Source organism: Paenibacillus sp. OAS669 (genome assembly GCF_014873645.1).
Classification (GTDB): domain Bacteria; phylum Bacillota; class Bacilli; order Paenibacillales; family NBRC-103111; genus Paenibacillus_S; species Paenibacillus_S vulneris.
In genome coordinates this window covers 1-22,100 of sequence record NZ_JADBDR010000001.1, presented here as the reverse complement: position 1 = coordinate 22,100, position 22,100 = coordinate 1, and the positions used below count along the sequence as shown (strand labels likewise).

General features: G+C 48.9%; 14 protein-coding genes, 1 rRNA gene and 1 pseudogene. 14 read left to right on the top strand and 2 right to left on the bottom strand.

Annotated elements, in window-relative coordinates; translation table 11 throughout:
* The first annotated feature begins 88 nt into the window (after positions 1-88).
* A complete protein-coding gene (locus tag GGC63_RS00080; RefSeq protein ID WP_192700608.1) occupies positions 89-1,789 on the top strand; it encodes an alpha-L-rhamnosidase C-terminal domain-containing protein in 1,701 nt (566 codons plus the stop codon).
* A 218-nt stretch (positions 1,790-2,007) separates the two neighbouring features.
* Entirely contained in the window at positions 2,008-2,769 is a 762-nt protein-coding gene (locus tag GGC63_RS00075) for a hypothetical protein (protein ID WP_192700607.1), read from the top strand.
* A 291-nt stretch (positions 2,770-3,060) separates the two neighbouring features.
* On the opposite strand, the gene GGC63_RS00070 is transcribed toward GGC63_RS00075, so the two are convergent.
* On the bottom strand, positions 3,061-3,636 hold the full coding sequence (locus GGC63_RS00070; RefSeq protein WP_192700606.1) for a dihydrofolate reductase family protein: 576 nt from the start codon (positions 3,634-3,636) through the stop codon (positions 3,061-3,063).
* Positions 3,637-4,332: 696 nt separating this feature from the next.
* On the opposite strand from GGC63_RS00070, the gene GGC63_RS00065 reads away from it, so the two are divergent.
* A complete protein-coding gene (locus GGC63_RS00065) occupies positions 4,333-5,766 on the top strand; it encodes a DHA2 family efflux MFS transporter permease subunit (protein WP_192700605.1) in 1,434 nt (477 codons plus the stop codon).
* A gap of 343 nt (positions 5,767-6,109) precedes the next feature.
* On the opposite strand, the gene GGC63_RS00060 is transcribed toward GGC63_RS00065, so the two are convergent.
* A complete protein-coding gene (locus GGC63_RS00060; RefSeq protein ID WP_192700604.1) occupies positions 6,110-8,164 on the bottom strand; it encodes a TIM-barrel domain-containing protein in 2,055 nt (684 codons plus the stop codon).
* Positions 8,165-8,289: 125 nt separating this feature from the next.
* On the opposite strand from GGC63_RS00060, the gene GGC63_RS00055 reads away from it, so the two are divergent.
* The 11 genes and pseudogenes from GGC63_RS00055 to GGC63_RS00005 form a co-directional block, all read left to right on the top strand.
* Positions 8,290-9,165 (top strand): AraC family transcriptional regulator, encoded by an 876-nt coding sequence (locus tag GGC63_RS00055; protein ID WP_192700603.1) that lies wholly within the window; start codon positions 8,290-8,292, stop codon positions 9,163-9,165.
* Between the two features lie 153 nt (positions 9,166-9,318).
* Positions 9,319-10,665 carry an ABC transporter substrate-binding protein gene (locus GGC63_RS00050; protein ID WP_192700602.1) on the top strand — a complete coding sequence of 449 codons (1,347 nt, stop codon included), beginning with the start codon at positions 9,319-9,321 and terminating at the stop codon, positions 10,663-10,665.
* Between the two features lie 203 nt (positions 10,666-10,868).
* Positions 10,869-11,798 (top strand): carbohydrate ABC transporter permease, encoded by a 930-nt coding sequence (locus GGC63_RS00045; RefSeq protein ID WP_192700601.1) that lies wholly within the window; start codon positions 10,869-10,871, stop codon positions 11,796-11,798.
* Positions 11,799-12,626, top strand: a complete 828-nt coding sequence (locus GGC63_RS00040) for a carbohydrate ABC transporter permease (RefSeq protein ID WP_192700600.1) — start codon at positions 11,799-11,801, stop codon at positions 12,624-12,626.
* 166 nt (positions 12,627-12,792) lie between these two features.
* Entirely contained in the window at positions 12,793-14,232 is a 1,440-nt protein-coding gene (locus tag GGC63_RS00035) for a glycosyl hydrolase family 28 protein (protein ID WP_192700599.1), read from the top strand.
* A 123-nt stretch (positions 14,233-14,355) separates the two neighbouring features.
* Positions 14,356-16,131, top strand: a complete 1,776-nt coding sequence (locus tag GGC63_RS00030) for a sensor histidine kinase (protein ID WP_192700598.1) — start codon at positions 14,356-14,358, stop codon at positions 16,129-16,131.
* Positions 16,128-17,729 (top strand): response regulator, encoded by a 1,602-nt coding sequence (locus GGC63_RS00025; protein ID WP_192700597.1) that lies wholly within the window; start codon positions 16,128-16,130, stop codon positions 17,727-17,729. Before GGC63_RS00030 ends, GGC63_RS00025 begins: the two co-directional genes overlap by 4 nt.
* Positions 17,730-17,797: 68 nt before the next feature.
* A pseudogene (locus GGC63_RS00020) lies at positions 17,798-17,908 on the top strand (IS1595 family transposase); the annotation flags it as partial.
* Between the two features lie 61 nt (positions 17,909-17,969).
* Positions 17,970-18,482, top strand: coding sequence for a GNAT family N-acetyltransferase (locus GGC63_RS00015; RefSeq protein WP_192700596.1), 513 nt, complete (start codon positions 17,970-17,972; stop codon positions 18,480-18,482).
* Between the two features lie 378 nt (positions 18,483-18,860).
* Positions 18,861-21,131, top strand: a complete 2,271-nt coding sequence (locus GGC63_RS00010; RefSeq protein ID WP_192700595.1) for an OmpL47-type beta-barrel domain-containing protein — start codon at positions 18,861-18,863, stop codon at positions 21,129-21,131.
* 884 nt (positions 21,132-22,015) lie between these two features.
* A 16S ribosomal RNA gene (locus tag GGC63_RS00005) occupies positions 22,016-22,100 on the top strand; the annotation flags it as partial.

Genomic DNA, 22,100 nt, shown 5'->3' with positions numbered 1-22,100 from the left:
TGTACTAACAGCCAACGTGACGATTGGCGGGAAAGTTTCGATATCATTTCGTTCCTGCATAACCCTAAGGAAGAAAGGAAGCGCAGCTATGATACCTTCTTGGAAAAATGTAAAGCTGAACAAGGAGCCGCGAACCCGGTATTACATAGATCCGGTCCGGATCGTCTGGAAATCGGAGGAGTCGATTCTTGAGCGTACGGAGCTGCTTCTAGCCGGTCGAGACGGTCAATCCGTGTTGAGCTCACCCATGGATAAGGCTTGCATTCTGCGTCATGCCGGTACAGCGCCTGGATTTTTGCTGGATTTCGGAACAGAGCTGCATGGAGGAGTGCAAATCTGCATAGCAGGAGGAAGCAACAAAGACCGGAGAACGGCGAGGCTGCGTGTCCGGTTCGGGGAATCGGCCATGGAAGCGATGAGCGAACTCGGCGGAAGCACTAATGCTACGAATAACCATGCCGTGAGAGACGGCGTGTTCGAGGTTAGCTATATGGGGGCGGAAGAGATTGGGAATACCGGATTCCGTTTTGTCCGGATCGATTTTTTGGACGAAGGTCATTTCGTGCAGCTGCTTAGCGTCCGTGCTGTGGCAGTGATGCATGATGTGGACTATAAGGGCAGCTTCCGCTGCAGCGACGAACTGCTGAACCGGATTTGGGACACTGGGGCATACACGGTGCATCTCAATATGCAGGATTATTTGTGGGATGGGATCAAGAGGGACCGGCTTGTATGGACAGGCGATATGCATCCGGAGACCTCAACCCTTCAGGCCGTGTTTGGATATCATGACGTGGTTCCGCGGAGTCTGGATTTCATTCGGGATGAGAGTCCGCTTCCGGGTTGGATGACAACGTTTCCTACCTATTCCATCTGGTGGATTCTGGTGCATCATGACTGGTTCATGCATAACGGAGACCTGGATTACCTGCTGAAGCAAAAGCCTTACATGACAGGACTGCTCCGTCAGCTTGGAGCTTGCGTTCGAGATGACGGTACTGTAGACATCCCCAATCCGTTCCTGGACTGGCCGTCCTCAACAAATCCCGAAGGAGTCAGGGCCGGAGCCCATGCCTTGTTTATATGGTGTATGGATGCAGGGGCGAAGCTTTGCAAATTTATGGCTGATGAAGAAACAGCCGAATTTTGCCGCCGGACCGAGGCCAAGCTTCGGGAGGTAACGCCGGATCATAATAATAGCAAGCAGGCGGCTTCCTTGTTGGCGCTTGTCGGACTGCTCGATCCGCTAAAGGCCAACGAAGAGGTCATCGCACCGGATTCACCCAAGGGCTATTCGACTTTCTACGGCTACTATATTCTTAAGGCACGCGGGGAAGCAGGAGATATCCAGGGCAGCCTGGACAGTATTAAGGCTTACTGGGGCGGCATGCTTTCGCTTGGGGCAACTACGTTCTGGGAAGATTTCGACATCAGCTGGCTGGACAATGCGGCACGAATCGATGAGCTGACGCCGGAGGGCAAGATCGACGTGCACGGTACGTATGGAGGCTACTGCTATCAGGGCTACCGGCATAGTCTATGCCATGGCTGGGCTTCCGGTCCGACAGCATGGCTGAGTGAATATGTGCTTGGCGTTCGTGTGGCAGAGCCGGGATGCCGTACGATTCGCATTATTCCGCAGCTGGGAGATCTGGAGTGGGCGGAGGGTACCTTTCCGACACCTCATGGCATCGTCAGATTGAAGCATAGTAAAAAAGCGGATGGTACGATACACTCAGAAATTGAAGCACCAGAGGGTGTAACCGTACTGAAGTGTATCATAGATTAGCGTATAGTTAGAAGCACTTGAAAGCTGCCGAAGCCTGTCGGCGGCTTTCAAGTGTTTTTGGCATGTAGGCGTTTTTTTCAGCAAATATAAAGGGAATTCTCAGTGCTTGTTAAGTGGAAGCTCAGGGGAGATTCAGGAAAGTAGCCTATACTTGGTCTTGTAAGCAGCAAGAACACTACAACATTCTTAAACAAAACTAACGCAGAGGTGGAATAACCATGAAAAACATTAGCAAAAAAGTAATCACAGGTACAATCGCAGCTTCCTTCTTACTCGGCGGCTTAGGCTATCTCGGCGTCTCCCAGAATCAGGCTTTTGCTGAAACGACAGGCGGCTCGACAGATATCACCGCAACTACACAGCAGAAGGGACCGGGACATGGGTTCCGCGGCAGCAATATCGTGAAGGAAGCCGCGGCGATTCTCGGCGCAGATGAGAGCTCGATTCAAGAGTCGGTGAAAGCAGGTAAAACATTAGCGGAGATTGCAGCTGCAGCCGGTACATCTAAGGATACATTCCTGGACAAGCTGGTAGAATCCGAGAAAACGGCAATTGCCGCACAAGTCACGGCTGGAACCCTCACCCAGGAGCAAGCGGATAAGATCGTATCCGGCCTGTCCGACCGCTTGAAGCAGCAAATTGAGAACACGAGACCGCAAGGTCAAGGAGGCAAAGGCCCGAATGGCCCCGGCGGACGCGATGATATGCATATGGGTCTGATGGGTAATTCCGAATTGCTGACGAATATTCTCGGCCTTACCCAAGATGAACTCCGCACGGAGCTTGATGCCGGCAAATCCATAGCCGAGATAGCAGCAGCCAAAGGCATTAGCGAAGACGATCTGATCAGCAAGATTAAGGACGGCTTGACAGATTCCTTGAAGCAGTTTGTCGAGTCCAAGCATACTAAACCGTTAGACGTCCCTGCCAAGGATGCTCAGAGCGGCAAGGTTGATTCTACCGAGACTACAACGAATTAATCGAGATTTAAGGGAGAGGAGAGAGAGTGGCTCGCCATTGCGGGCTGCGCTCTCTTTTTTTGTATTAGGCTATGTTTGACCCATGTTGTTGATATTTGACAAATAGGAACAAGTGTTCTATAATTGAAATTAACATTACGTCATTAAGATCCACACGAAAGCTTTCGCACAGTAAGTAAAAGGCTATGTTATATTCTAATGTTGATTTGTAACCATAAGAAAACCGCCTTGTGAAAAGGCGGTAAATTGAATTATCGTCCCACGTCAGTGTTATCACCTTAAGTGAAAAGGTCATCTTACCGTCTGGTAAACGAGACCTATGGCTCCAGAATTAAAGGTCTTGTTTTCGATTAGCTTAAGATTGATCTTCTCCTTAAGACCTTGGAATAACGGCAATCCCTTACCGATCAGGACGGGAGACACCGTAATTTTATACTCATCAATTAAATCAAGCTGCATAAGGTGGTGCGCGAACCTAGGACTGCCTAGGATGACCATATCCTTGCCTGGCTGCTGTTTGAGGTTATTGATCTCTTCCTCGACATCTTCTTTCACGAGTCTGGAATTATTCCATTCGACTTTCTCCAGCGTCGTGGAAAAAACGATTTTGGCTGTCTTTTCGATCCACTCGGCATGATCTCGTTCATGCTGCGAAGCCGATGGGTTCGAAGGCACTGATGGCCAGTAACTATGCATCATCTGATAAGTCTTACGTCCCCAAATGACAGTGTCGGCATTACTCAGAATATCTTTTGCGTGTTTCTCCAAATCAGCATCGTAGGAAATCCAGCCAATGTCCATTTCACCATTCGGTCCTTCTACAAAACCGTCAAGCGATGCATGTAGAAATAGAACGAGTTTTCTCATTTTCAGTACTCCTTTGTTCATGAGGGATAACTACATTATAAATTAACTTCATTCTAGCATAATTCAACTTGGATTGTTTCTTATGGATTGCTAATCCCAAACCTGCCCGTTAACAAGAATAAGCAGTATGCAGAAGCTTTGTGTTCGTGTCGGTGACAGTAAACAGCACGATTTGACCAACAACGAACCCTCACATGAGGTCTTCTCGTTCGTTGAAGCGTTGATAGATATGAAACAACAAAATTTGATGCTAATTAAAGTTGATTATTCAGATTTAATAGACAGGTGTAAATGAATTCGTAGTACGATGCAAAATGAATTGAAAAAAATGAATATTGGACCGTTTTATTTTCATTGGAATAACTATGAAAAAGAAGTACAGAATATTTTGGGTACCGCTGGAATTCAATAAGAAATAATTTAGAAGAAAACTTTCCATTGTCAGGAACCAATTTGGTTTATATACTGGTATATATTTTGTATGTATTAGTACTAATACAGCGATATAAGTAACGGGCCATCAAGCTGTAGCCGCGCAGCGGAAATGAAAATATTACCAGTCATTTTATATTTACAAATAAAATACGTTTCTGGTATTGACATATAGAACTGTTACCATTATCGTAACAGTTAGCGAGCGATTACCGTATCGCTTATAAAATAGAGATTTTATAGGAGAAGGAAGTGGAGTCTACAATGAAGCAATATAATACGCGAGCCATCATGGCATCGTTGCTTATCTGCGGTTTCGTCGGCATGTTCAGTGAAACGGCACTCAACATCGCGATAAGTAATTTAATGAACGTGTTTCACATAACGGCCGCGACAGCGCAATGGCTAACAACAGGCTTTCTGTTGACGCTCGGCATATTAATGCCGATGACGGGGCTGCTGCTGCAGTGGTTTACAACAAGGCAACTGTTTATCGTCTCCCTTGTGAGTTCAATTATGGGGACACTCATCGCGGCGCTGGCATATAATTTCGAATTGTTAATGGTCGCCCGAGTCTTGCAAGCCATTGGTATGGGCTTGTTAATTCCGCTCATGTTCAACACGATCCTCGTCGTTTATCCGCCGGAGAAGCGCGGGGCTGCGATGGGCTTTGTCGGTCTCGTCATTATGTTTGCGCCGGCGACCGGTCCCACAGTGGCGGGTCTCCTGATCGAATATTTATCGTGGCACTACATTTTCTGGCTGTCTCTGCCGTTTTTGGTAGTAGGCCTGTTGGTAGGGCTCAAATATTTGGAAAATGTAACCGAACCTACGAAGCCTCACATCGATCTATTGTCCATCCTATTATCCACGATCGGCTTCGGTGGGGTTGTATTCGGCTTCAGTAAAGCCGGTGAAGGGGAAGAAGGGTGGAGCAGCCCGATTGTGGTCGCATCCATCGTTATTGGGATGATTGCGCTCTTGTTATTCGTGCTGCGTCAAATATTTATGCGCGAGCCGATTATGAACTTGCGTGTATTCAAGTACCCTATGTTCATAGTAGGGCTGCTGATGGTCTTGTCCTGTATGATGATTATCCTATCCAGCATGATCATTCTGCCGATGTATCTGCAAAGCGGCATGAAGCTGTCCGCATTTACTGCCGGACTAATGCTTCTGCCCGGCAGCGCTCTGAATGGTATCCTCTCCCCTCGTATGGGACGTTTGTTTGACAAGTATGGTCCGAAGTGGCTGGTCATTCCCGGCCTCATTATTGTAGCAGCTATGCTGTGGTTCTTCTCCGGCATTACGCTGGCTTCTTCGGTCGCATTGATCGTTGCCCTGCATATCGGCCTAATGGTCGGCATCTCTATGGTCTGGATGCCTGCTCAGACCAACGGTCTGAATCAGCTGCCGCCGGAGCTGTATCCGCACGGCACCGCCGTCATGAATACACTGCAGCAGGTTGCTGGCGCAATCGGTACAGCCGTAGCCATCAGCATCCTGACCAACGGCACGGAAAAGTATTTGCACGAATCCCCTACTCCTAGTGAGCCGATCGAGATGGCAAACGCGATGACCTTCGGCTCGCAGAATGTGTTCTTTTTTGCGATGGTTGTCACAATCATCGGTCTGGCTGTAGCGTTCTTTATCCGGCGTGTCGTCGTCAGCCGCGCGGCGATGGGTTCGATGCATTGATTTACAGGGAGCCGTTGGCTCCCTAATTGAAAAACAAAGCTTGAACTATCACCAATATACTCCGGTGGGGTACCCCCCTCCAGCCGCTGTTGAAACCCGTGAAAGGTGATTATATTTAGCGGTATTTTCACGGGTTTCAAAGGCGGACGTAAACTCCTCCGGGGCATACCCCACCTCCGTGCAGCATAGTTCGCGCAAAAAAAGGTTTTTCAACAAACTGCAGGGAGCCATAGGCTCCCTGCAGTTTGTTTTTTCGGAAAGCGAAAGCTGCGTGTTTGTCGGTGCCACAGCTTCGAAGCTGATTCAAGCGCTTTACATGGTGCACCCAGCCAGCCATCGATTGCTACACGTTATACCGCCTGCCATCGAAATCGCCGATCCGCTCTGTATGGAGGCTGCCATCAGGGTTTAATATAACCGTAACCCAATTGTACTGTCCATCACGGTAAGCAAACGAGCTCCCGTCGTCCTCATATAATGTACAGCTAGCTGCACTTCCCCCATAGGCTTGGAAGCTAACGTCGAACACGGTGTCGTCACCCACATAAGGCACAGGTTCAGCGAGAGGAAGGAGTGTGCCATCCTTAACGAATACCGGAATCCGTTCAAGCCCCGGAGCCATGGTATAGGACTGTCCGCCTTCATAGGTTTCGTTCGTCCAGAAGCAGTGCCAGGTTCCTTGAGGGAGATAGACGCTTCGCTCTGAAGTTCCCGCGATAAGCGGTGCCACCAGCATCGATTCCCCCATCATATAGGCATCATCGATCCCGTACGTATTTGAATCATCCGGATAATCCATCACGAGAGCGCGGAACGGAGGCCTGCCTTCCATGCTGTACCTGGCATAAGCGGTGTACAGATAAGGGATCAGAGCCATGCGGGTTTCAAATAGCGTGCGGCAAATATCCCGGATCTGCTCATAATTGTCCAAGAACTCGCCTCGGATGTTCTTGTCCCGATCCACTTGCATCCAAGGCGGATTCGGGATTCTCCAGCAATTCAGCAGCGCCATCGGTGAGAAGACGGCGGTCTGGATTCTCCGAATCAAGTCCTCCGGCGATTCGGCTTGGCGCACCTCCGGTGACCATAGCAGTCCCGAGAACCCGCAATTGGCGACGCCGCGGATGAACACTTTATGATTATACAAGTCACTGTAAAGGACAAAAGGATATGGCGATGCCAATGCGCCGGAGGCGCGAACCTGGGATAATGTTCGTCTGCCCGCTTGTTCGAAAGGAGCCAGCAGGGTCTCCTGATAGAGCGTTCCCAGCATATTGTGCATTTGCTCTCCGTCCATACCTGAAGGAAACAAAGAAGTATCCGGGAACGACCAGTTGGAATGAACGAAGTCCGAGCTGTCGCACTCGTCCAGCTTGAAGCCAGCAATCCCTTTGCTCACAAACTCTTTCTCATGATGCTTCGCAAAAATTTCCCTCGCCTCCGGAATCGATAAATCAGGAACCAGCCCTTCCCAAACCTCGTAATCCCCGGAATGGGGCTTTAATGCAGAATATATAGGGGATGTAGGGTGCACGAAGAGATGCTCCCACAGATTGACCCGGTAATTCAGGTCATACAATTCATCCAGCATGTTCTCATGTTCGGGGAAGCGTCCTTCATCCCAAACAAACGAGCAGGAGTAGGCTTTGGTTTGCCATCCGGGCTCGAAGCCAAACACATCCACGGGCATGCGATCTTCCCGGAAGGTATGAGCCAGCCTCATCACATCCTCCTTCTTGGCGGCACTGTACGCGCGGTACCACATGCCGAGCCCCCAAGCCGGAGGCAGACAGCCGCCGCCGGAGAACAGATTGTAGCGCTGAACGGCCGTCGCCAATTCAGGGCCTTCAAATACATACACATCCATTCCCCTGGCAGCCGGGACATCCACGACAACCGTCCGATTTCCCTCCGACACCTGATAACCGTACAATTCAATCTCCGAAGTGCCAACCGTTTTTGCCACATGCTTCTTGTGCTCGGAATCGCCTTTGCGAAGATTCGTTCCACAATAGAACGTCGCATACCGTGCCGTATCCACATAGACGCCGTAGCCAGCGGTGGAAACATAAAAAGGAACCGGTGCGTGGCTGTCGCCCGTATCCGCCACTGGATCGCTGTTCACCCGGATGACCTTCTTCCGGCCGGTATGATCGAGGCGGTGCAGCTGCAGGCCGAATCCGTAAATATGCTCTTCTGCCGAAAGCGGCAGCTCGATATGAATACCTCTTGCCGTCTGTTTAATGCTGATTTCTTGTGCCGCCATGGGCGGAATACCCGGGCATTCCAGCTTGCTGAGCTGCTCTGTTTGCATTTTCGTTTCACGAAGCTGCACGGGAGTGTATGCTTCCGGCTGGCCGAAACGAAGTCGCCAAATTCCGTTTGCGATTTGTTCCATAATAATCCCTCTCTCATGATGATGTTAAAATAACAATATTTCCCCCATTATACCGCTCCGGTTATGTCCAAAGTTATGATAAACTACGAGAAAATGTTAGATTTTTATCCAACTGGGGAGGAAGCATGAACAAGCTGTTTGAACCCGTTTATTTGGATCAGGCATCCTTATTTTGGGATTACCGGATCCGCATTGAGCATGGCTACAAAGGATATTATCATTGGCATCAAATCTGCGAATTCGTGCTGGTGCATGAGGGTCAGGGCACCATTGTGGTCAATCAGCAGGCCTACGATATAAAGCGCGGGATGGTTTTCTTTTTTCCGCCCTATCAGCTTCATCAGGTTTACGCAGATGTCTCTGTGAGCCATCCTTATTTGCGGTCTATTTTTTATACAGACCCGTTATTGATAGAGAAGCAGCTAAGTTCTTTTCCAAGGCGTCAGTCAAGGTTTGCAGACTTATGGAAAGGCGCGGTTCCATCACTTGGTTTTGATCTAAAAGACAAGGTGCAGGAAATGGAACGGATTTTCGAGCAATATGACCAGGCTTACCGATGCGGCAGGGGAGAGGAGCTGGAAGAAATTACGTTGCTATTTTTGCAAATAATAAATCTGCTACCTCTGTCCGATACGCCAGATGACGGCAGGCATCCGATGCTTAAGAACGGCGGAGCAGGCCGCTATTCCGAATCGATCATGCGCTGGATTGAAGAGCATTATCACGAGGAGGTTAGCCTTGAGCTTTTGGCTGAGGAGCTCCACCTGTCGCCGAATTATATATCCAGGGTGTTCCGGCAGGAGACGGGCAGCGGCATTAAGGATTATTTGACGGCGCGGCGTATTAAGCAGGCATGCCGCCTTCTGGAGACGACGAATCGTCCGGTAGAGCAAATCGGATACGAGGTTGGCTTTGACAACCATTCTTACTTTATTCAGCTTTTCAAGAGAGTCGTCGGAGCCACTCCGTTAAAATACCGTTTTTCCAGAACAAGGCGATAAACATCTTAAATTTCATCACTTCGAAGTTAAAAAACAGCATACTAACCATTTTCGGCGTGTGATAGTCTTAAATCACGAAATCAGAAACGGGAAAGCAGCCATCCATCGGTTTCTGAGGCTAGAAGGGTTCAATAAAGGGGAGGGTAACTAGAAATGGTTAAGACTAGAAAAATGACAGCGGCATTCGCAAGTGCAATTGCCTTATCGGTTGCATTAACCGCCTGCGGCGGTCCCTCGAATTCCGGCACGGACACAGGGGCCTCAAGTACAGGAGCAGGTGCTTCAGCATCCAAAAAAACCGTCACGTTCACTATCGGGTATGCTACCGGCGACCCGGCAACGAAACAAGCGATGGCGGATTCCATTGCGGCGTTCACGAAGGCCAATCCGAACATCAAGATCAACGACTTGTCCGAAGGCGGCATGGCCTCGTATCTGGATTGGTTGAAGACGAAGGATGCGGTAGGCGAATTCCCGGACTTGGTCGAAATGAGAGATACCCAGCTATTCTCCGAAGCCGGCAAGATCGCTGAGCTCCCCGCGGAATGGGTTGGATTGTTCGCAGACGCGCCGAAGCTGAACGGTAAAATCTGGACCGCTCCGATTGTCGGAACGGCTCCTCAAGGGATCATCTACAGCAAAAAAGCTTACGCTGATGCAGGAATCGCTGCCGAACCGAAAACCTATGACGAATTCTTAGCCATCCAGGAGAAGCTGAAAGCGAAAGGGATCACACCGCTGACCTTCGGCGGCAAGGATATTTTCCACTGGGGCTTCTGGGTGAACAAATTCCTGATGGATGATGTGTTGGCGGATGACCCGAACTGGAACTCCAAGCGGACCAAAGGGCAGGTCAGCTTCACCGATGCCGGCCCAATGCAGGCGATGAAGGATTTTAATGAATTGTTTACCAAAGGGTATGTGGATAAAGGCTACCTAAGCACGGCCGACAATCAAACCGCGTCGATGCTCGTTACGGGAAAAGCAGCGCAGCTGTTCTCTGGCCCGTGGATGTTTGCACAGATTGCACAAGCCGATCCGAAATTCGATTTTGGCTGGTATCCGGTACCTGACCGGAAAGGCCGTATCGTGGTCAATGGCCTCAACAGCCTGCAGGGCTGGTCTATTTCGACCAAGGCCAATCAGGATGCGGATAAAAAAGCAGCGATTTCGGAATTTATCAAGTTCTTCTTCTCCAAGGAGCAATATTCCAAATTCCTGAAGGCGGTCAACGGCTTGCCGACAACCAAGGAACCTATCACTTACGATTCGGCTCCGCAAATGAAGCGTGTGCTCGAGGTCATGAGCGATCCGAACACGATTAAGACGCTTCAGATCAACTCGTTTTGGGGCGAGAATCAAATGCCTCCGCAATGGCGGAATTGGTATTACAAGCTGATCCAGGATTGGCTGACCAAGGGCGATTTCAGTGCAGATTATATGAAAAAGGCCGATGCCGAATGGGACGCTAACGTGAAAGCGAATGCGGCCGGCAAATAAACGGCAGCTTGAAAAGATGAGAAAACCTCTATCGAGGCCTTTCAGAGACGTGCGACCGCGTTTAGAGGTAGGTTTTATCGCCAAATAGAATTTTCACATTCGATGACCTCGGAGTTTTATAAATTCTATTATGGTAAAGCATGCCTCTGCTGCGGCAGAGGCACAATTTCGCTAAAAAAGCGGTCATCTAGGAGAGTGAGAGCATGGCGAATTCGGAGCCTATACGGGCGATGACCGGAATACATTCAGTACCTAAAAAGAAAAAGTGGTTGTCCTATTCCTTTTGGTTTATTCTTCCTTCTTTCTTGCTTTATACGCTATTTGTCATTTATCCAACCTTAAACAGCTTTAATCTGAGCTTTACGAACTGGGACGGCGTAAGCAGCGAGATCCATTACATCGGTCTGGACAACTTCAAAGAAATGTTCAGCAGCGACCGGTTCTACAACGCTTTGAAAAATACGCTGATCTTGTCCGTATCTCTCGTTGTTCTTGAGAATGCGGCTGCGCTTCTACTGGCGATGCTGGTGGACCAGGTTCGCTGGTTCAAAAATTTATTTCGCAGCATTTTTTATTTTCCCGTTTTGCTCAGCGGTATTGTCATGGGCTTTGTTTGGGCTATTATTTTCAACTATAACTTTGGAGTCGTTTCGCAATTGCTTGACAAGATAGGACTCGGTGCGCTTAAGATCGACTGGCTGGGCAATCCTGACTTTGCAATGATTGCGATAGTGATTACTACCGTCTGGAAGGGCTCCGGGTACTATATGATCATTTATTTAGCGGGGCTGCAAGGGATTCCGGCGGAGCTTCATGAAGCGGCGGCCATTGACGGAGCGGGCCGATGGCAGCAATTCCGGCATATTACATTCCCGCTCTTAGCGGGCGCAATGACCGTCAGCGTGATGCTCTCGATGATCGGTGCGCTCAAGATCTTTGACCAAATTGCGGTCATGACGGATGGAGGCCCGGGCTTCGCCACGGAAACGTTAACCTACATTGTGTATAAAGTAGGCTTCGGAGAGCTTCGGCAAGGCTATGGAACGGCCCTTTCCCTTGTTTTGTTCATTCTGATTCTCCTGGTCTCCTTGATCCAGATCAAGCTGCTGAGGAAACGGGAGGTGCAGATGTAGATGTTCAAGTCAAAAAGGTATGTCGATCTGATCTTGTTTGCCATCACGGCAGTGCTAGCGGTTCTGTTCTTTTTCCCGGTGTATTTCAGCCTGATATCCGCGTTCAAAACCAACGGGGAGATATTGCGGGACGCCATAGCGATGCCAAGCAGCTTCTATTTGGACAGCTTCCAATATTTGCTGACGAAGACCCGATTCCCATCCGCGATGTTAAACAGCCTGATCCTGACAGTGACCTCCGTCGCATTCATGATTCTGCTCATCCCGATGGCCGCCTATGCGATCGAGAGAACGGGGAAAAAGTGGACCCGCGCCGTATACGTTTACTATTTGGCAGGAATGATGGTTCCGTTTCAGGTTTACATGATTCCCCTGTTCAAAGAAATGAAAACCTTGGGGCTATACGGAACATTAACCGCTCCCATTCTCATTTATATATCCGGCTCGGTTGGCATGGGGGTGCTGCTATTCACCAGCTTCATCCGGGGCATTCCGGTTGAAATCGAGGAAGCGGCGGCGATTGACGGCTGCTCCAAAGTCCGGATATTCTGGCAGATCGTGTTCCCGCTGCTGGGACCTTGTACGGCCAGTATGGTCGTGCTGCAAGGGCTCGGTATCTGGAACGACTTCCTGATGCCAAGTCTGGTGCTCCAATCGGCCAAGAGAACGATGATTGTGGAAATATTCAAATTTGTAGGCGAACTGGCTTCGCAGTGGGATATGGTGTTCGCCGGCACGACCATGTCTATTGTGCCTGTACTGATTGCCTTTATCGCGCTTCAAAAGTATTTTGTGAAAGGCATTGCTGCTGGCGCAACCAAAGGGTAATGCCCTTAAAGCCGCTTCTGGTTCCTACAGGGGCGGCATTTTTAACAGTATTGAATTTATAAATTTCGGGGCTCCCCGCAAAGTACCTGAATCAGCTTCGAAGCCAACGCCCCACTTTGTGGGGTTATTTTATTGCACAATTTCGATCGAAAGGTTGTCCGATAATATGAACCGTGTATTGGTGTATGACGCCCCGCAGGGAGCGGTCTCAAATGATGATTTTAAGGTAAGTGTACGTACTCTGGATGGGGAATGGCAGGAAGTATTCGTTTATGAGATCAAAGTGGATATGCACCATGTTCGTCGCGGATCAATGGTCTATTTTGATATGGAGGGCACCGTTGAGGTCCGTGTGGAAAGCAACCATCAGATGATTCAAAACGCCACGATCCGGCCGCTTTCCGCTAAGATGAATTACAGCCATGACGAAAGGGCAGTCCTGTTTACGCTGGATCGGCCTCAAAAGCTATCGATCGAGATCAACGGGGATCGTTTCTCCAATCTTCATTTATTTGCCAATCCTATGGAGCACGATGCTCCTAGTCCGGAGGCGAATAATGTACTGTTTCTCAAGCCGGCCATTCATCGAACGGAGGATATATATCGTATGGCGCGGGCTCTCAAGACGGCAGATGGCACAACGCCGGATACGATTTATTTTGCACCGGGAATCCACTACTTGGAGGAGACGGTACTTCGAATACCATCAGAAACGACCGTGTACGTAGCCGGAGGGGCGATAGTGGTTGGTTCCCTGGTCTGCGAGCATGTTCAGGATGTTGCTATACGGGGGAGAGGAATGCTGGTCTTATCCGATTTTCATCGGTTTTCCGCTTTCCGCGGGGTCCGCATCGTCTTCTCGGAGCGTATTTCCGTTGAAGGAATTATTACTGTAGATCCGCCGCATTACAGCATCTATCTGGGCCAGTCGCGGCATGTGAGCATATCCAATTTCAAGACCTTCAGCACCCGGGGGTGGTCGGACGGAATCGACATGATGTCGTGCTCGCATATTGAGATTGAAGACGTGTTCCTCCGTACGTCCGACGATTGCATTGCGATCTACGGCTCGCGCTGGGACTTCTATGGGGATTCCCGCCATATTACCGTTCGTAACGCCATATTATGGGCGGACGTAGCGCATCCATTAATGATCGGAACGCACGGCGACCATCACCGCAATGGGGATCTTATCGAGGATATTTTATTCGAGAATATCGATATTCTGGAGCATCATGAGCCGCAGCCAGGCTATATGGGAGCTATGGCCATCAATGCCGGCGATCGAAATTCCGTCAAGAATGTAACCTACCGGGATATCCGGGTGGAGGATTTCGAGCTGGGCCGGCTGATCGATCTCCGCGTGGTATGGAACAAGGATTACAACCCGGTACCGGGAAACCGGATAGAGAATATCCGATTCGAGAACATCATCTATAACGGGGCGAATCGGATGGCCAGCCAAATCTTCGGATATGATACCGACCGTCCCGTAACCGGGATTCGCTTCCAAGGACTTCAAATTAATGGAGAACTGATTTTGAACCCGGAGCAAGGACATATCGAGGTCAACGAGTTTGCGCAAGATCTTTCTTTTACGGAATAATCGCTTCAAACTGAGAGGCGGGCCAACAGCTTTTTCCTGCAGGTTCCGGTTGGGACAAAAGGCAAAAACTGCTATGATACAAGTAGAATCCTGTTCATACCAAGGAAAGGAGCCCCTGAAGACATGTTTCGGCTCTTTCGGCTGCGCCAAAGCATTTTCGTTAAATTCGCTTTTTCGTTTATCATTGTGGGCTTGATTCCGCTCCTTATATTAAGCTTTTTTGCCTTAAATACCTTCGGAAATTACATGGAGAAGTATACCATCAATAATTTCGAGCAAATGGTGATGTATGCGGGCAAGAACGTCGATGATCTCTATACGAAATACAATAATATTTCCAAATTGATGTATTCTTATGGACAGCAGGGCCATTACGGCCAGCTGGGAGAGGCGATAGCGAGTGCGTCGACGGAAGGGAATCTCCGGGTTTCCGCTACTGTAGATGATTTTCTTAAGACCGTAGTGGCAACCGATGTTCATATCCGAAGCGCCGCATTCGTATTTTCCTCCGGCAGCTACCAGGATCTCAGCCGGGAAGGGAGCCGGATTGACTTCCGGTCTATATTCCCGCCTCCGCAATGGCAAAAGGTGGTTTCGGAAAACCCGAAGCAGCTGACGGTATTCCCTACTCATGCCCAAGACTACTATCCGAATTCCAATGAACAGGTGCTCACGTTCTCCCGCAATTTGATTGACGTGTTAGGCAGCCCGCTGCTGAATGAAACTATCGTCGGCAGCCTGTATATAGATATATCGCTTAGCGCGTTCTATGAGATTTTTCAACAGCTGAATATCAACCCGGAGGACGGTATGTATGTAACAAACCCGGCAGGCCTCATTTTATATAGTAACAAGCGAGAGCAGATCGGCCATCCTCTCCAGCTCTCCCAATCGGAGGAGTATCATTATGTGCAGCAAGGGATGCCGAACTCGGGGTGGAGCGTCTATGGGGAAGTGAACAAAAACGAATTGTTCAGCAAGATCAACCAAATCAAGAGCACCATCGCCGTCGTCATTGGCATGTGCATCGTGTCTCTCATCATCGTGGCGGTATGGTTCTCGAACAACCTGTCCACCCCCATCCGCAGCATTATCAGACACATGTCTCGTGTGGAATCCGGCAACTTCAATCAGCAGGTACCCGTTCGGAGCACAGATGAGATCGGTATGCTGGCAAACGGGTTTAACAAGATGGTCTATCGTTTGGAGAGCTATATCGATGAGGTGTACGTGGCTCAAATTAAACAAAAACAGGCCGAGCTGACTGCGCTCAAGAATCAGATTCGCCCTCATTATTTATACAATACGTTAGAAGTAATCCGGATGAGTGCGGTGAGCAATGATGATGAGGAAGTAGCGGATATGATCCTTTCCTTGTCCCATCAATTGAAATATGTACTCGATTACGGACATGAAACCGTCACCCTTCTGGAAGAGAAAACGAATATCGAGCAGTATTACCGCTTAATGGCGCTACGGTACGGGGAGCATCGGCTGGCGATGGATCTTAGGATTGACCGGGAGCTGCTTGGCTGCATGCTGCCAAAACTATCTATTCAACCCTTGGTAGAAAATGCAATATATCACGGGATCATTCCTAAGCTTGGCAAAGGTACCATCCGGATTACGGCTGAGAAAGAGGAGCACCGGCTGGTCGTTACCGTCGATGATGACGGGATCGGTATGGATGAGGCAAAGCTCGAGCAGCTGAGGGGGAAGCTGGCGGGTGCTGTGCCATCCGAGCAAGGAGGCAGCGGTGGAATCGGAGTCAAGAACGTACACGACCGAATGACAAGATTATACGGGCCTGAATACGGCATCGAAATCAACAGCACGCTGCATATAGGCACTTCCGTCCGGTTACTACTTCCCTATCAGAAAGAGGTGAAAGAAGCATGATCACAGTGGTCCTGGCCGACGATGAACCGATGATTATTAAAGGCTTGAAAAAGCTGCTTCCGTGGGAGGAACTCGGCATTCGGATCGCTGGAGAGGCTTGGACCGGTCAGGGATTAATGGAGCTGATCGAAAAGGTGCGCCCTTCGCTTGTAATCACCGATATTAGTATGCCAGGCGGTTCCGGGATCGACGTCATTAAAGAGATCAATCAAGCTGGATTGCGGACTAAGGTTATTTTTATCAGCGCTTATCAGGAATTTTCGTATGCCAAGGACGCTCTGGCTCTGGGAGCCGTGGATTACCTGGTCAAACCGGTGGAGAAAGGGACTCTTCTTAAGTCCGTCCAGCGGGCCATGGCGGAGGTAAGGGAAGAATCGGAAGAGCAGCAGTTTAAGAGCAAGCTGGCCCACTATGAGCACAAGGATAAAAAAACGCAGCTGGAGGAAGTGTTTGACCGCCTACTGGACGGCGATATCCGCCAGGAGGAAGCCGAGGAGAAGCTGCGGATTCTGGATGCGGGCTATGTCTATGATCATTATACCGTCATGCTGCTGGAAACGGTACAGCCGGTAGGTGTCAGCAGATGGGGGGAGCACGAGAAGCGGCTTCTGTTATTCGCGATTGGAAATATGGCGGAGGAGCTGGTAAGGCGCAATTCGATGGGCATTCTTTTACGCAAAGGCGATCTGCTCTGTGCCGTCGTAAACCATAAAGAGGATGCTTCGATGGAGGCACTGGCCGAAGAAATCATTTCCAATGCGGTTGCTTACTTGAAGATGAACTTATCCATTGGGATTGGCTGGCGGGTTTCAAAGCTCCAGGAGATCAAAATATCCTATCGGGCAGCGGCCGAGGCTCTTGAGCAGGCCTATTTTGCAGAAAGTGTATGTGCTATCTCCAGGAAGGCGGAGGAGCAAGAGAGCAAGGTTTCCGAACGGGAGCTGGGTGAAGCCAGACACGATTTGCTCCAGGCGCTATTAGCCAAAGATTCCGAGCGCTTGAGCGGGAAGCTGGAGAATCTGCTGGAGCTTGTTGTCCAATATTCCGGCGGCAGCAGGGAGAAGGCGGTGATGGCCTGTTACACTACGATTATCGAATGCGGGGAAGGCTTGGAGGATGTCGGCATCACACTGGAAGCAACAGGAGCCGAGCTGCAGGGGCATCTTGCCGTTATGCAAGGCTTTAACCGTTTTGGAGAATTAGCCGAATATATCCGTGAAATCGTGTTAGGATTGCTGGAGCGGCTTACAAGAGGAGGGCTCGGTAAAGAGGCACAGCAGCTCTTGATAGCAAAGGAATTTATCGAGAGCCATTATATGGAGAACCTCACCCTGGAAGGGGTGGCGTCCAAAGTGTACATGAATCCTTATTATTTCAGCAGCTTTTTCAAAAAGCATACCCAGATGAATTTCAAGCAGTATGTAACGGAGGTTCGAATGATGCAGGCCGTCAAGCTGCTGTTGAATACGGATTTGATGATTTATGAGATTGCCGATAAGGTCGGCTATAACAATGCCCGTCAATTCAGCGACATGTTCAAGAAGCATTACGGGAAGCTGCCTCAGGAATACAAGTCGAGGCTGGAACCGAAAACGTAACGGTAGATATTCTTAATATCACTGCTCAGAGATGATTTACCCAGGGAGTTGCGGTTCCAGTTTGAGTGATTGATGAAACTCAAGAGCATAAAGATGGGCTTGTTTGCCCGCATTGTAAAAACCATTCTGTCGTGCGATTTGGAAACTACGTTGTAAAAATACGTACTGGAGAGGTTAAAAGTTTTACTTCAATCCGCAAGTTTTATTTAGAACAATTTGATAAATGAACGGAAGTGACTAATGAACATTCGTCTGTTGAATGACTCTGATGCCCCAGAGTACAAGGAAGTAAGGTTGCGTGCATTGAAAAATGATCCTGATGCATTTGGATCAACGTACGAGCAAGAAGAAACTAAACCTCTGGGGCACTTTATTGAAAGGATACACCATACAAAAGATCAATTTGCATTGGGATATTTTAACGACAATAACACATTAGTTGGCATTGTCAATTTTTCACGTGAAAACAGACTTAAGACGTCACATAAAGGAAATATTTACGGCATGTACGTAGAGCCTAAATTTCGAGGACGGGGGTTAGGTAAAGCCCTTCTAATAGCCTTGATTGAAAGAGCAACAAAAGAATGTGAAGGGTTGGAACAGATTCATTTGACGGTTGTGTCTGATAACAAATCAGCAAAACGCTTATATGTCTCGCTGGGGTTTGAAGTTTACGGTGTAGAACCACATGCATTAAAGTTTGGTGAACAGTATTTCGATGAAGACTTAATGATTTTAAGATTGCGACTATAAACTAAAGGACACGATAGCTCAATGAACCGCCTTTTCAGCAAGGAGGTTTTCTTATGGTTTATTATCAACATTAGAATTTAACATGGCCATTATGAAAAGAGGCGATCTGCAGCATAGCTGAAGACGCCTCTTTCTGTTGACTACAAACGCATAGCCGCCGTTAATGGTTGCCGAACAGGAAATTGGTTATCCATGTGGTCTCGCTGTTATAGGATTGCCTGTCCGGTTATCGTGTCTAACGATATGTTTTTTGCTGATATTCATGATCCAATGACGCAAGGTGTTTAAAAAACGATGCAATCGTTAGTTTTTATCGTTTCACTCCGGGGACATTCCCCTTATGATTTGGGTACCAAACGATAAAAGGAGGCATCTCTAATGCTACAAGCCAGAGGAATCGTGTATATTGCTTTGGCCCTGCTAATAAGCATGGTGACATCTGTCGCAGCGCTGATACTGTTTGAGCCGGGTAAGGCGTCTGCATCAACCACGTTTATACACCCCGGTATGCTACATACCCAAGCGGACTTGGACCTGATGAAGACAAAGACAGCCGCGGGAGAAAGTCCGTGGGCGCCGGAATGGGATAAGCTTAGGGTCAATAAGCTGGCTTCTCCCAAATACACGGCTACCGTGTACAGTACGGTATATTTGAACGACCCTCTCATGAAGGATACGGGCAAAGGCGCATTAGCCGACAGCGCGACGGCAGCTTACTTTAATGCGTTGGGGTGGCATATTACGGGAGACCCGGCTTATGCAAATAAAGCAATAGACATATTAAACCGCTGGTCCCATCAATTGACTGGGCTTCAAGGCAACGATGCGATCCTGGGAGCCAGCTTAATCGGCTACAAATTATTGAATGCAGCCGAGCTTATCCGTTATTCCAATGCAGGCTGGGGACAACCCGATATCGAGAAGTTTTCCTCCATGATGACCAATGTTTTTTATTCGCAGACGAAAAACTACGCCTTCATCACCCGGACCGGAGCGTGGGCTAACGGAAACTGGGACGCAGCCGCCATACTTTTTAATATGTGCTATGGCATATGGAACAATGATGATACCGCTTACAACAATGCTGTTCATTTCATGAAAACCGGTCCAGGCAACGGCTCCATCGAACATTACATCCAGACGGAGGACGGCCAAACCCAGGAGAGCGGCCGGGATCAGGCTCATGCCCAATTGGGATTAGGACTTCTATCATTGGCCGCGGAGGTCGGGTATAACCAACGAACAGTGAATGTGAACGGCGCCGACCTATATGCTTATCCGAACAATACCTTTAAGCTGCTTAAAGGCATTGAATACACTGCAAGGTACAACCTGGGCTATTCCGTTTCCTGGACGACGCTGCCGGATGTCAATGGCGAAATCCGGTATGAACGGAATGTTTCGTCGGCAAACCGCGGGGAATTCCGCCCCATGTATGAGCAAATCTATAGCTTCTATAAGAATCGGATCGGGGTCCCGGATTCCGAGATCCAATATACGAAACAAGTTATCGATAGGGTCAAGCTTGAAAGCTTCCATATCGACCACCCGTCCTACGGAGGCCTCCTGCATGCGAAGGAACAAAGAACATCGTCGCTGCTGCCCAAAATCGCCTTAATCCCCAGGAACACCATCAATAAATACATCTCTGCCGGACAGTCAGGTGCAAATCCGCTGACAGCCGATCGTGACCGGTATAAGGCTGACGGCTCATTGAATATTGGGCCGGAGGAGACATTTGAGCTTGCGTATCTGGGGAACAAGAAGTATACGTTGAAATCGATGGCGAATGGCAGCTATGTGTCTGCCGGCAATGGCGGCGCAAGTCCGCTGCAGGCTGACCGTTCCAGTGCGGGGAACGAGCAGCGGTTCGAGATCGATGAGCAGACGAACGGTCTGTTTACGATTAAGGCAATGGCGAATAACAAATTCGTCACCTTAAACCCGGGTACGAAGCAATTGGAAGCCGATGCAGACAGTGTAACGGCTGACGATGGAAGATTCATTGTCATGTACCCGCCGGAGGATGTCACTCCTCCTGTGACGGTAGCGACGCTCAATCCGCAGAATCCTGACGGAGTGAATGGCTGGTACCGTTCCGATGTGACCGTAACGCTATCGACTTCGGATGTGCAATCCGGCTTGGCCGACACGAAAGTGCGGGTCAATGGAGGAGAATGGACGGCATATCGGGAACCGCTCACTTTCACTGAAGGGATTTACGACCTGGAATTTCGCAGCTTGGATTATGCGGGAAATGAGGAGCAGGTCCGATCGGTTAACCTGAGAATCGACAAAACACCTCCGGCTATCGATGTGAAGCTGGACAAAACGACCCTTTGGCCGGCAAATCACAAGATGATTACGGTGAACGCCACGATCGCTTCAAACGATCCAATGTCCGGAATAGCCTCCATTGTGCTTACTTCTATCACAAGCAGCGAAAAGGATGACGGAAGAGGAGACGGCAGCTCACCAGATGATATTCAAAATGCCGAGCTCGGTACAGAAGACACCACATTTGACCTTCGGGCCGAGAGATCGGGCAGCGGTAATGGCCGCGTATATACGATCACCTACACGGTCACCGATTATGCAGGCAATTCATCTATTGCTTCCGCAAGCGTTACAGTTCCTCACCATCAATAATGGGGCTCAAAAACCGATTAATCAAACTAGAAGAAGTTATTGGGGCATAAATTGTTACGGACCACTAAAAAGAATGGGACTACTATTTGATGGAGGCCGTGTTTAAGTTAAAAGGAAACGACTGTATCTTTAGTATGCTTCATTCTGCTCAAAGGCGTTCCCGGTTGCATAATCAACCGGGGATGCTATTTTTAAGTGCAGAAATGAAAAACAAAACATTAAATAATTGAAAGCAGGACAAATGCTTCTTCTTAAACGCATAAGGCCGAAACGGCGGTGGGGCTCGAATCGCGTGATTTGCGCCGGTAGGAGTCCTTAGGATGGGCCGGACCGGCTAGACGGCGACTCACAGGCGGAACCCGTTGGGACACAGGGGTGCACCAGACGGTAGGCAGTGGTTTCGGGTAACGCGGCTACGAGCATGCGGTTTTATTGTGGCATGGGAAAAATTGTACTTGCTTTCGAAATAGTGACTATGATATATTACTTCGCCCGACGGTCAGCACGGATGACCTGGGGAAAGGTGAGAGCGAGATAGCGAGTCTAATCACTTGGAGTTATCCAAATGTGGAAAAAATTTGTTCTTGCTTTCGAAAAAGTATCTGTGATATATTATTTCTCCCATTGGTCTTATCAATACTAGGGCAAGAATGGAAGAACAGTTCAATGCTTGCGGGTTACAACAAGCATGGAAATAATTGTTCTTGCAAAGTAATTAGATATATGTTAAATTAAATATCCGTCTGACGAAACAAAAGGCGCATGCAACATTGTCCTTTGAAAACTGAACAACGAGTGAATGTTTTAATGAGAATGAAAATTCTCGCTAGCATTGAATTTTGAGCTTAAGACAAGCTCTATTATAGATCACTTTGGTGATCACTTTAATGGAGAGTTTGATCCTGGCTCAGGACGAACGCTGGCGGCGTGCCTAATACATGCAAGTCGAGCGGTCCCTTCGGGGATAGC

Bases quoted from the DNA above. Each gene is read 5' to 3' on its own strand.
- GGC63_RS00050 (WP_192700602.1), top strand. From the start codon at position 9,319: ATGGTTAAGACTAGAAAAATGACAGCGGCATTCGCAAGTGCAATTGCC.
- GGC63_RS00035 (WP_192700599.1), top strand. From the start codon at position 12,793: ATGAACCGTGTATTGGTGTATGACGCCCCGCAGGGAGCGGTCTCAAAT.
- GGC63_RS00055 (WP_192700603.1), top strand. From the start codon at position 8,290: ATGAACAAGCTGTTTGAACCCGTTTATTTGGATCAGGCATCCTTATTT.
- GGC63_RS00080 (WP_192700608.1), top strand. From the start codon at position 89: ATGATACCTTCTTGGAAAAATGTAAAGCTGAACAAGGAGCCGCGAACC.
- GGC63_RS00015 (WP_192700596.1), top strand. From the start codon at position 17,970: ATGAACATTCGTCTGTTGAATGACTCTGATGCCCCAGAGTACAAGGAA.
- GGC63_RS00075 (WP_192700607.1), top strand. From the start codon at position 2,008: ATGAAAAACATTAGCAAAAAAGTAATCACAGGTACAATCGCAGCTTCC.
- GGC63_RS00065 (WP_192700605.1), top strand. From the start codon at position 4,333: ATGAAGCAATATAATACGCGAGCCATCATGGCATCGTTGCTTATCTGC.
- GGC63_RS00010 (WP_192700595.1), top strand. From the start codon at position 18,861: ATGCTACAAGCCAGAGGAATCGTGTATATTGCTTTGGCCCTGCTAATA.
- GGC63_RS00040 (WP_192700600.1), top strand. From the start codon at position 11,799: ATGTTCAAGTCAAAAAGGTATGTCGATCTGATCTTGTTTGCCATCACG.
- GGC63_RS00030 (WP_192700598.1), top strand. From the start codon at position 14,356: ATGTTTCGGCTCTTTCGGCTGCGCCAAAGCATTTTCGTTAAATTCGCT.
- GGC63_RS00025 (WP_192700597.1), top strand. From the start codon at position 16,128: ATGATCACAGTGGTCCTGGCCGACGATGAACCGATGATTATTAAAGGC.
- GGC63_RS00070 (WP_192700606.1), bottom strand. From the start codon at position 3,636: ATGAGAAAACTCGTTCTATTTCTACATGCATCGCTTGACGGTTTTGTA.
- GGC63_RS00045 (WP_192700601.1), top strand. From the start codon at position 10,869: ATGGCGAATTCGGAGCCTATACGGGCGATGACCGGAATACATTCAGTA.
- GGC63_RS00060 (WP_192700604.1), bottom strand. From the start codon at position 8,164: ATGGAACAAATCGCAAACGGAATTTGGCGACTTCGTTTCGGCCAGCCG.